The 11,529-nt window shown below is 45.8% G+C and carries 11 protein-coding genes; 9 read left to right on the top strand and 2 right to left on the bottom strand.

The window, feature by feature from the left end; genetic code table 11:
• Positions 1-6 precede the first annotated feature (6 nt).
• From leuC to L3V31_RS09420, 3 genes are all read left to right on the top strand, one after another.
• Positions 7-1,407: a 3-isopropylmalate dehydratase large subunit gene (gene leuC / locus L3V31_RS09410; RefSeq protein ID WP_237315824.1), complete on the top strand. Its 1,401-nt coding sequence runs from the start codon at positions 7-9 to the stop codon at positions 1,405-1,407.
• Between the two features lie 11 nt (positions 1,408-1,418).
• Positions 1,419-2,021 carry a 3-isopropylmalate dehydratase small subunit gene (leuD, locus tag L3V31_RS09415; RefSeq protein ID WP_237315825.1) on the top strand — a complete coding sequence of 201 codons (603 nt, stop codon included), beginning with the start codon at positions 1,419-1,421 and terminating at the stop codon, positions 2,019-2,021.
• Between the two features lie 131 nt (positions 2,022-2,152).
• Positions 2,153-2,935 (top strand): DUF547 domain-containing protein, encoded by a 783-nt coding sequence (locus L3V31_RS09420; protein ID WP_237315826.1) that lies wholly within the window; start codon positions 2,153-2,155, stop codon positions 2,933-2,935.
• Between the two features lie 107 nt (positions 2,936-3,042).
• Here the strand turns inward: L3V31_RS09420 and djlA are convergent, their stop codons facing one another.
• On the bottom strand, positions 3,043-3,903 hold the full coding sequence (gene djlA, locus L3V31_RS09425; protein WP_237315827.1) for a co-chaperone DjlA: 861 nt from the start codon (positions 3,901-3,903) through the stop codon (positions 3,043-3,045).
• Between the two features lie 317 nt (positions 3,904-4,220).
• Here djlA and lptD point away from each other — a divergent pair, with 317 nt between their 5' ends.
• The 6 genes from lptD (at position 4,221) to apaH (ending at position 10,972) form a co-directional block, all read left to right on the top strand.
• A complete protein-coding gene (gene lptD / locus L3V31_RS09430; RefSeq protein ID WP_237315828.1) occupies positions 4,221-6,566 on the top strand; it encodes an LPS assembly protein LptD in 2,346 nt (781 codons plus the stop codon).
• Positions 6,567-6,626: 60 nt separating this feature from the next.
• On the top strand, positions 6,627-7,910 hold the full coding sequence (gene surA, locus L3V31_RS09435) for a peptidylprolyl isomerase SurA (protein WP_237315829.1): 1,284 nt from the start codon (positions 6,627-6,629) through the stop codon (positions 7,908-7,910).
• A complete protein-coding gene (pdxA, locus tag L3V31_RS09440) occupies positions 7,900-8,898 on the top strand; it encodes a 4-hydroxythreonine-4-phosphate dehydrogenase PdxA (protein WP_237315830.1) in 999 nt (332 codons plus the stop codon). The genes surA and pdxA overlap by 11 nt, the downstream gene beginning before the upstream one ends.
• Entirely contained in the window at positions 8,895-9,704 is an 810-nt protein-coding gene (gene rsmA / locus L3V31_RS09445) for a 16S rRNA (adenine(1518)-N(6)/adenine(1519)-N(6))-dimethyltransferase RsmA (RefSeq protein ID WP_237315831.1), read from the top strand. Before pdxA ends, rsmA begins: the two co-directional genes overlap by 4 nt.
• 64 nt (positions 9,705-9,768) lie before the next feature.
• A complete protein-coding gene (gene apaG, locus L3V31_RS09450; RefSeq protein ID WP_237315832.1) occupies positions 9,769-10,149 on the top strand; it encodes a Co2+/Mg2+ efflux protein ApaG in 381 nt (126 codons plus the stop codon).
• 16 nt (positions 10,150-10,165) lie between these two features.
• Complete coding sequence (gene apaH / locus L3V31_RS09455) at positions 10,166-10,972, top strand: bis(5'-nucleosyl)-tetraphosphatase (symmetrical) ApaH (RefSeq protein ID WP_237315833.1); 807 nt, start codon at positions 10,166-10,168, stop codon at positions 10,970-10,972.
• 73 nt (positions 10,973-11,045) lie between these two features.
• Here the strand turns inward: apaH and folA are convergent, their stop codons facing one another.
• Complete coding sequence (gene folA / locus L3V31_RS09460) at positions 11,046-11,525, bottom strand: type 3 dihydrofolate reductase (RefSeq protein WP_237315834.1); 480 nt, start codon at positions 11,523-11,525, stop codon at positions 11,046-11,048.
• Positions 11,526-11,529: the final 4 nt, after the last annotated feature.

Raw genomic sequence — 11,529 nt, forward strand, 5'->3', positions numbered from 1 at the left:
GTGATAATGGGCAAAACACTTTACGAGAAGGTCTACGACGCACACGTTGCTGTCGCAGCTGAAGGGGAAAACCCGATTCTTTATATTGATCGTCACTTGGTACACGAAGTTACCTCTCCACAGGCTTTTGATGGCTTGCGTGAAAAGGGCCGTCAAGTGCGTCAGGTAAGCAAAACCTTCGCAACGATGGACCACAACGTTTCAACCACAACCAAAGACATCAACGCTTCTGGTGAGATGGCACGTATCCAGATGGAAACGCTATCGAAAAACTGCGAAGAATTCGGTGTAACCCTTTACGACCTAAACCACAAATACCAAGGCATTGTCCACGTAATGGGCCCTGAGCTAGGCATTACTCTGCCGGGCATGACCATTGTTTGTGGCGACTCTCATACCGCAACACACGGTGCGTTTGGCTCACTGGCTTTCGGTATTGGTACTTCTGAAGTTGAACACGTACTAGCGACTCAAACGCTAAAACAAGCACGTGCGAAAACGATGAAAATCGAAGTGAAAGGTAAAGTCGCTCCGGGTATTACGGCAAAAGATACCGTACTGGCGATCATCGGTAAAACCACAGCAGCTGGCGGTACTGGCTACGTGGTTGAGTTCTGCGGTGAAGCGATTACGGACCTTTCAATGGAAGGCCGTATGACGGTATGTAACATGGCCATCGAATTAGGCGCGAAAGCGGGCCTGATTGCACCGGATGAAACCACGTTCGAATACATCAAAGGCCGTAAATTCTCACCACAAGGCGCCGATTATGACGCGGCGGTAGAGTACTGGAAAACACTAAAAACTGACGTTGATGCCGAATTTGATGCCGTAGTAACGCTAAACGCGGCGGATATCAAACCGCAAGTAACTTGGGGTACAAACCCAGGTCAGGTTATCGCTGTTGACCAACCAATTCCTTCACCAGAAAGTTTTTCAGACCCAGTTGAAAAAGCATCAGCAGCAAAAGCGCTGGCTTACATGGGACTAGAAGCAGGTAAATCACTGTCAGACTACCCAGTTGATAAAGTGTTTGTTGGTTCTTGTACTAACTCACGTATTGAAGACATGCGCGCAGCAGCAGAAGTGGCTAAAGGTCGCAAAGTCGCGTCACACGTTCAGGCATTGATTGTTCCTGGTTCTGAGCAAGTGAAGGCACAGGCAGAAGCAGAAGGCTTGGATGTCATCTTTAAAGAAGCGGGCTTTGAATGGCGTCTACCGGGCTGTTCAATGTGTCTGGCGATGAACAATGACCGCTTAGGTCCTCAGGAGCGTTGTGCATCGACTTCAAACCGTAACTTTGAAGGTCGTCAAGGCCGCGATGGTCGTACCCACTTGGTTAGTCCTGCAATGGCTGCGGCGGCGGCTATTGCTGGTCACTTTGTTGATATTCGTGAACTAGATTAAGGAAAGAACAGATGTCAGGTTTTAAACAACACAAAGGCTTAGTTGTTCCTCTAGATGCAGCGAACGTTGATACTGATGCCATCATACCAAAGCAGTTCCTACAAAAGGTTTCTCGCCTAGGTTTCGGTAAGCACCTATTCCATGACTGGCGCTTCCTTGATGATGCTGGTGAACAGCCAAACCCTGAGTTTGTGATGAACGCACCACGTTACCAAGGTGCTTCCATCCTACTTGCGCGTGAAAACTTCGGTTGTGGCTCTTCACGTGAGCACGCACCGTGGGCTTTGGCAGATTACGGCATTAAAGCAATGATCGCCCCAAGCTTCGCAGACATTTTCTATGGCAACTCAATCAACAACCAAATGGTACCAGTCCGTCTGACCGAGCAAGAGGTTGATGAGCTGTTCCAATACGTTGAAGCGAATGAAGGTGCACAGATTGAAGTGGACCTGGAAGCCAACAAAGTACGTGCAAATGGCAAAGAGTACGATTTCGAAATCGATGAATTCCGTCGCCACTGTCTTCTTAATGGTTTAGACAACATCGGCTTGACACTACAGCACGAAGATAAAATTTCGGAATATGAAGCGAATATTCCAAGCTTCCTGCGCTAAGATTCTCTAGTCAAGAGACAAGCAAAAGGCTGACAATCGTCAGCCTTTTTTATTTTATGCGTCGATAAAAGCAAGAAAACAAACACTAATCCGGTCTAAACTAACAACAAACTTTAACCGATGGTATCGCTATGATGCGTTTCTTATTGCTATTTTTCGCCCTATTTTCTTTTTCCGTTTTCTCCGCTCCCAAAGCCGATCTATGGCCATATTGGAACCACTCAAATGAGGCTAGCCAAACACAAATATCTCATCAAGAATGGCAACAGTTACTCGACCGCTATCTTGTCACCGAAGGGGAACATACGCTATTTCGCTATAGCTCTGTATCCGCAGCAGATAAAACGAAACTCAAACAATACATTCAGCGCTTAGCCAAACTCGACCCTTTGCAATACCGCAAAGCTGAGCAATATGCTTACTGGGTGAATCTTTACAACGCTGTCACGGTCGATCTGATATTGGATAATTACCCGATAAAATCGATCACTAAATTAGGAGGGCTGTTTAGTTTTGGGCCCTGGGATGAGGACGTCATCACCATTAATAACCAAAACTTAACTCTGAATGATATTGAGCATCGAATCCTGCGCCCCATCTGGCAAGATCCAAGAACGCATTATGCCGTTAACTGTGCAAGCTTAGGTTGCCCGAACTTGCAAGCTCAGGTGTTTACCGCTGACAACACACAGACCTTGTTAGACAGCGCAGCGAAAGCCTTTATTAACAGTAAAAAAGGCGTTTCTATCGAAGGAGACACGGCGCAAATTTCTTCAATTTATGATTGGTTTGCGGTGGACTTTGGTGGAGAGAAAAACGTGTTTAACCACATCAGGCAATACGCGCCGCAGTACAATCGCTTTTCCGGTCGAGTGAAATACGACTACGATTGGAATTTGAATCAAGCCAACTGATTTTACTGAGTGGATAGTTTGAAGAGCTTTGGGTCACCAGTAACCCAAAAGCCCAAAAAGGGCACCAAGTGCCCTTTTGATTTTCATCTCTGATAGAAACAACAAGATTACTTAAAACCTTTTACCTTCTTAATCAGGTCGTAAGCATTTTGAATTTCTTGCGATTTTTCTTTAGCCACATTCATCATTTCTGGTGGCAGACCTTTCGCCATTAGCTTATCTGGATGGTGCTCGTTCATCAGCTTACGGTAAGCACGCTTAACCGTTTTACTGTCGGCATCCGCCGAAACATCGAGGATTTTATACGCATCCGCTAACTGATCGGCTTGAGACGCTTGCTGCCACCCTGCTCCAGACGATTGATACTGGCCTTGATGCTGACCGTGAAAACCACCCTGATGCTGGAAGCGAAATGCCGCTTCTTGCATGTGTAGACGACGCTCTAGCTGCTCAGAAGAAAACCCTAAAGCGCGAGCGATTTTGTGCAGTACATTTCGTTCACTAGGGTGAATTTCACCATCGGCAAAGGCGGCTGAAATTTGCAACTCCAAGAAAAATTGCAGCAAGTCGAAACGACCTGCAGTAGAGATCTTAACTCTAACCAACACCTCTTCAAGCGGGAAATCACTTTCCTTACCGTCACGAAATGCGTCTTGTGCTGCACGCCGCTGTTCACCATGCAGGTTCATGCGGTCCATCATGGCTGAAGCAAGCTGGATCTCTTCTTTAGTGACCTGACCTTTCGATTTTGCCACATGCCCCATCACAGCAAAGGCCGCTTTGAAAAACTCTTCCTGACGTTGTGCCTGACTAGGTCCTTTACCGAACCCACCGGTAGAGAACCCCGCCTGCCTCAAACGACGTGCTTTATCAAACTGATGGCCAACAAATAAGCCAAATAGCAAGCCGAGCGGCCCGCCAAGTAACAAGCCAAAAAAGGCACCTAATATTTTGCCAAAAATATGCATTATGTGTTCTCTATCAATGAATTTTTATCGACGAAAGCGGTCTTATAGTGCCGTATGCAACGATTTCCTTTATGATAATGGAATTAGTTTTATTTCGGCTAGGCCATTCGCCTGCTTATCTTTGCAGCTACTTTATCTCGATTATGCCACAGCGAGCCAATGAGCTGGGACATTTACGACGATAGTAGTTGATTCATTTGGCTATTACGCTAGGGTACAACAAGCCCTATAGCCATCGAGTAATATCAATTACCGTAAGTAAGTGATCAGTTATTTACTACGATTGGTATAACAGTGACACAGGAAAGTTCGATTCAATGCAACATTTTTCCCGCACATTTTTAGCGGCCTCTATCTGCACCGCCTTGTTTGTACCTACCACTCAAGCTGACGCGAATATCCATGATAGTGTGCAGGAAATGCCCACCACAGATCAATGTTTGGTCGATACTAGTGGTGATCAGGACGATTTAAATGCACCCGTGGTGGTCGAAGCTGACAGACTGCAAGCCATTAGTGGCGATAAAGCACAGTACTCTGGTAACGTCCAAGTTACGCAAGGTCAAAAGAAAATAACTGCAGATAGCGTAACGCTGCACCAACAAGACAACGTCGTGGTTGCTGAAGGTAACGTCACCTTTAATGACGGTCAGGTCGAAGCCCGATCGGAGCGCGTGACCAGCGATATTGATCAAGATACCTTCTCACTCGAGAACACAGACTACCACTTTATTTGCCAACAAGGCCGAGGCACGGCGGCCTATATTGCGCGTACTGGTCAGTCAGTTTATGAATTGGAAGACGGCTCCATCACATCTTGTCCTCAGGGCGATAACTCGTGGCGTCTGGTCGCATCTGGTATCGATGTCGATCAAGATGAAGAGACTGCGACACTGCATCACCCTCGTTTTGAAGTATTAGATGTTCCTATCTTCTATGTACCTTACCTGACCATGCCTATTGGCAACACACGTAAGTCGGGTCTGCTTTTCCCTTCCCTATCATATGGCTCTAGCGATGGTATGGAAGTAGAAGTGCCGTTTTACTGGAACATTGCCCCTCAATACGATATGACCCTGACCACGCTCTACATGCAGCAACGTGGGACCAAATTCGACACAGACTTCCGCTATCTAACCGATGGTTGGGGAGAAGGTGAAATCAAGGGCGAATACCTAAATTCAGACAGAAAGTATGCCGATGAAACACGCTGGGGCTACCAGTTTAAGCATGAAGGCATTATCGACAAGCACTGGGTCGTGGATGTCGATTACTCAGAAGTAAGTGATATTGATTACTTCCTGGATCTCGACTCTGATATCGGTAACCGAGAAGATGGTCAACTGATGCAAGAAGGAGAAGTCCAATACCGCTCAGATTTCTGGGACGCCTCGTTAACTGTTCGTGATTTCCAGGTTCTGTTACAAGAAGAAAACAAACCTTACCGTTTGATGCCTCAGTTGGCGTTAAACTACTACACGCCAGTGTGGGGAAATTACCTTAACTTTGATGTTAAAAGCCAACTTAGCCGTTTTGACACTAGTGATAACGCAAAACCCGATGCAACTCGCTTTCATATCGAGCCAGGCTTTACTGTCCCACTATCTAACTCTTGGTCAGCTTGGACCACGGAAGCTCGTGTACTTGCCACTTACTACTCGCAAGACTTAAATGGTCTTACCGACTCAGATCTAGAGCTTCAGCTGGATGAAAAAGTATCTCGTGTGATTCCAGAGTTCCGCACTAACGCGCAAATTTATCTTGAGCGTGATACCAGCTGGGTAGAAGGTTATACCCAAACTCTGGAACCACAGGTTCAGTACTTGTACGTACCTAAAGAAGACCAAACCAATATCTATAACTACGATACAACGTTGCTGCAAACCGATTACTACGGTCTATTCCGCAGCCGTAAATACAGTAGTATCGATAAGATCGCATCCGCTAACCAACTAAGCTACGGTGCAAGCACACGTTTCTTTGATGACGACTATAAAGAACGTCTTAATATTTCATTTGGCCAAATCTACTACTTTGATAAAAAGACCAAGCTTAGCAACAACCCAACCGATCCAGATGAAACAACAAACTATTCGTCTTGGGCGATTGAAGCAGATTTCAACTACAACGATTCCTTGTTCTATCATGGCGGTATTCAGTACGACATCGACCTAGGATCAATGCAACTTGCGAACAGCACGTTAGAGTACCAGTTCGACGGTGGCTTTATTCAAAGTAACTACCGTTATGTCACTCGTGAATACATTGAAGATACGATCATTCTCGAAAACCTGGACACCATTACTCGTAAAGGTATTTCTCAAGCAGGTATTGTTGCCGCTTACGAATTCAACCAGAACTGGTCCGCCAGTGGTCAGTACTACTATGACCTAAATGAAAATAACGACTTAGAATGGCTAGCAGGCTTACGTTATCAATCTGATTGTTGGTATATCGGTTTGACCTATTCTAACCAACTGTTAGGCTGGGAAGACCAAATTATCGGCGGCTCAGGGGCATCAGCAGAATACGAGAACAACTTCAGTGTTAGCGTAGGTATCCAAGGGTTTGCTACCAACCAAACTACTGGCACTGCTGCCAAAGAATTGGAAGGCTCAGATAACACAATCAAGTATGGTCGCCCATTCTATCTGAACAATTAATCGAATTAAGCGTCTTAGAGTAAACAAGACACTAATTAAAAAATACTGACGGAATTTTAAATGAAAATTTGGAAATCAATCTTATTTACGACCCTACTCTCTTGCGGAGCCGTTGCAGCACCAGTAGAGCTTGATAAGGTTGCAGTTATCGTTAATGACGGTGTCATTCTACAAAGTGATATCGACACAGCGCTAAAAACGCTACAAGCCAATGCACGCCAAAGTGGTAAAAGCCTACCTTCTGCCCAGGTTTTGCATGATCAAGTAGTAGAAAAACTGATCCTTGATACGCTTCAAGGCCAAGAGGCTGATCGTATCGGCGTTCGCATCGACGACAGTCGTCTCAATCAGGCCATTGCGGAGATTGCACGCAACAACAATCAAAGTATGGAACAACTGACTGCATCGATTGAAAGTGAAGGGCTAAGTTACACTGAATTCCGCGAGCAAATCCGCAAGGAAATTGCAGCATCAGAAGCACGTAATGCGCTTGTACGTCGCCGAATTAACATTCTGCCAGCGGAAGTAGACAGCCTTTCAGAACAGTTGTCACAAGAAACTAACGCAACGGTCCAATACAAAATTAGCCATATTCAGCTGCGCTTCTCCGATGATCAAGACAAGTCGGAAGTAGAAGCCGAAGCGAAAGCGCTAGCCAAAAAACTTAACGACGGCGCTGACTTCACTGAAATGGCTTACACCTACTCTAAAGGCCCGAAAGCCCTACAAGGTGGTGACTGGGGCTGGATGCGTAAAGAAGAAATGCCAACTATCTTTGCCGACCAAATCAATATGCAGAACAAAGGCAGCATTATCGGTCCATTCCGTAGTGGTGTTGGGTTCCATATCCTAAAAATTGACGATGTAAAAGGTCTGGAAACTGTTGCTGTAACTGAAGTTAACGCTCGTCATATTCTGATCAAACCAACGGTCATCCTGAGTGATGATGGTGCTAAAAAGCAGTTGAATGAATACACTCGCCGTATTAAAGCTGGCGAAGCAACGTTTGCTCAGCTAGCTTCTCAATACAGCCAAGACCCTGGCTCTGCTGCTCAGAACGGTGAACTTGGTTACCAAACTCCGGACCTTTACGTACCCGAATTTAAACATCAGGTAGAAACACTACCTGTGGGTTCGATCAGTGAGCCATTCAAAACTGTTCACGGCTGGCATATTGTAGAAGTACTGGATCGCCGTCAGGTTGACCGTACAGACTCTGCATTGAAGAATAAAGCTTACCGCATTCTCTTTAACCGTAAGTTTAATGAAGAAGCAGGCGCATGGATGCAAGAACTACGTGCAAGTGCGTTTGTTGAAATCGTGGATGACAGCAATGACAACTAATCTAGTCCGCAGAATTGTCGTAACCGCGGGGGAACCTGCGGGTATCGGCCCTGACCTGGTGCTTGCTCTCTCAAAAGAAGACTGGGCACACCAAATTGTCGTCTGCGCAGATAAAAACATGTTAATGGAACGAGCCAAATTACTTGGTATCGATGTCCAACTCTCTGATTATAATCCAGAAGAAGCGCCACAAGCACAAAAAGCCGGCACGCTTATCGTTGATCATATCGAAATGCCAGAAAGTACGGTTGCCGGTCAGCTCAATGAAGCGAATGGCCACTATGTGCTAAAAACGCTAGAAAGAGCCGCTTTAGGCTGTATGAATGACGAATTTGATGCTATTGTCACCGGCCCTGTTCATAAGGGGGTGATCAATCGCTCTGGCGTTGCGTTCAGTGGTCATACTGAATTCTTTGCCGAGAAGTCTAATACTCCGTTAGTTGTGATGATGCTGGCGACAGAAGGACTGCGTGTTGCGCTGGTAACCACACATATTCCTCTGGCGTATGTGTCGAAAGCCGTCACTGGAGAGCGATTAGAGAAAATCATCGATATTCTTCATCAAGACCTAGTAGAAAAATTTGCCATCAAGCAACCAAACATCTATGTTTGCGGGCTTAACCCACACGCGGGAGAAGATGGCTGTTTAGGTCATGAAGAGATCGAAACCATCACTCCGACACTGGAAAAAATTCGACAAGAAAAAGGGTTTAATCTGATCGGCCCACTACCGGCAGATACCATTTTCAATGACAAATATTTAAACGATGCTGATGCTGTTTTAGGCATGTACCACGATCAAGTATTGCCAGTATTAAAATACAAAGGCTTTGGTCGTTCAGTAAACATTACTCTTGGTCTACCCTTTATTAGAACATCGGTGGATCATGGTACTGCATTAGATCTGGCAGGGACAGGTCAGGCGGATACAGGAAGTTTCCGAACAGCGCTCACGCATGCGATAGAATTGGTAGAGAAGAAACAATGAGAAATGATGTCCATTTAGGACACAAAGCGCGTAAACGTTTTGGTCAAAACTTCCTGAACGATCCATACATTATTGATGGTATCGTATCAGCGATTAACCCAAGACCAGGTCAGAATCTGGTTGAAATTGGTCCAGGTCTGGGCGCTATTACTGAACCAGTAGGCCGTGAAGTCGACAAGTTCACCGTTATCGAGCTAGACCGAGACCTAGCTGAGCGTTTACGTAACCACCCGGAGCTGGCTGATAAGTTAACGATTCATGAAGGCGATGCGATGCGTTTCGACTTCACGCAGCTCGTAAAGCCGAACAACAAGCTACGTATCTTCGGTAACTTGCCGTACAACATCTCTACCCCATTGATGTTTCATCTTTTTGAATTCCATAAAGACATTCAAGACATGCACTTTATGCTTCAAAAAGAAGTGGTAAATCGTTTGGCAGCTGGCCCTGGCAGCAAAGCTTATGGCCGTCTGACGGTTATGGCTCAGTACTACTGCAAAGTGGTGCCTGTACTAGAAGTGCCACCAACAGCATTCGTACCGCCACCAAAAGTAGACTCAGCTGTCGTTCGTCTGGTTCCTTACGAAGAACTACCGTGCCCGGCTAAAGACTTGCGCTTACTCGATCGCGTCTGCCGTGAAGGCTTTAACCAGCGTCGTAAGACCGTACGCAACTGCTACAAATCACTGTTGAGTACAGAAGTGTTGGAAGAGCTGGGGGTCAACCCAAGTATGCGTCCAGAGAACCTGACGCTAGAGCAATTCGTCGCGATGGCGAACTGGCTGGCGGATAACCCACAGCACTAAGTAAACCAAACAATAAGCCAAACCCTGTAGGTTTGGCTTATTGCTAATTTTTCAAGGAGTGTACATGGACGTCATTCAACCCTGCATTAAAATTCAAGTTCACACCAAATACATCAAAGAACAGTCTAATCCCGAGCTACAACGCTACGTTTTTGCCTACACCATCACGATTAAAAACCTGAGTCAGCAAACTGTGCAATTGATAAGCCGTCGTTGGTTGATCACCGACTCTAATGGCAAACAGATGACGGTTGAAGGAGATGGTGTGGTTGGACAGCAGCCGTTTATCCCAAGTAACGATGAATACACATACAGCAGTGGGACTGCGTTAGAGACACCAGTCGGTGTTATGCAAGGACACTATAAGATGCTAGATGAACAGGGTCAGGAGTTCATCGCTGAGATAGAACCGTTCCGCCTTGCGGTTCCGAATGTTTTGAATTAATGAGATTGGAGAGTCAGTGGCTACCTATATTGTTGGCGATATCCAAGGCTGCTTTGAAGAACTGCAGCGCCTATTAGAACAAGTATCTTTCTCTCCCAAGAATGATCAACTCTGGCTGGCTGGTGATCTTGTAGCCAGAGGGCCTAAGTCCTTAGAAACCTTACGCTTCGTTAAATCTTTAGGTGACAGTGCCAAAGTGATACTTGGTAATCACGATCTGCATTTACTTGCCGTCGCTCACGGCGCTAAGAAATTGAAAGATAAAGATAGAACCGCTCCAATTTTCGCAGCTCCCGACAGTAAAAAGTTATTGCGATGGCTATCCAGGCAACCGCTTCTTGCAGAGCATGATGACTTCGTAATGTGTCATGCCGGAATTTCACCACAGTGGAATTTGGCAACAGCGCGCCGATGTGCTCGAGAAGTGGAAAATATCCTCCAAAGCGATCACTTATCGTGGCTGCTACACAATATGTACAGCAACAAACCAGATTACTGGGATGATTCTCTGACAGGGTTAGATCGCTATCGCTACACCATCAATGCATTTACTCGTATGCGCTTTTGTTTTCCGGATGGACGCCTGGATATGGATTGTAAACTGCCTCCACAACAAGTAACAGGAGAGGAGTTAATTCCTTGGTTTGACCTTCCACAGAGAGTCAAACTAGGCAAGACCGTCCTATTCGGACACTGGGCTGCACTCCAGGGGCATATCGGTGAGCAGGTGATAGGCCTAGATACTGGCTGTGTTTGGGGAGGAGAATTGACGATGATCCGCTGGGAAGATAAACAAATATTTACCCAACAGGCATTAAGTTAAGCCATTCATTCTCTGAACATAAACATACCCGATAAACAAAAAGCACCGCATTCGCGGTGCTTTTTTATAACCATTATTTTTCCAGAATCGTAAAACGCATGTTGTAAGCGTTTTTCTCATCCGCTTGATACGCTTCTGAATAAGTTTCTTTAAACTCACTCCCCCAATCAGGGAACTGCGTATCACCTTCGATAGCCGCCTCTATATGTGTCACATACAACTTAGTCGCAAGTGGTAGGCAGGCTGAGTAAATGGCCCCACCACCAATAATCATCACTTCTTCCACATCACCCGCAACTTCTAAGGCTTGCTCAATAGACGTTACTGTCGTTACACCTTCAATATTCAATGAGTCATCACGACTGATCACAATGTTAAGACGGCCAGGTAATGGACGTCCGATAGACTCATAGGTTTTGCGTCCCATAACTACGGGTTTGCCCATCGTACAACGCTTAAACCATACGAAGTCGGCCGGTAAGTGCCATGGCATTTGATTATCTTTACCAATGATACGATTGTCTGCCATCGCGGCAATCATACTAATGATCATGTCG

Origin of the sequence: Vibrio sp. J1-1 (assembly GCF_021728395.1) — a bacterium.
Classification (GTDB): Bacteria; Pseudomonadota; Gammaproteobacteria; order Enterobacterales; family Vibrionaceae; genus Vibrio.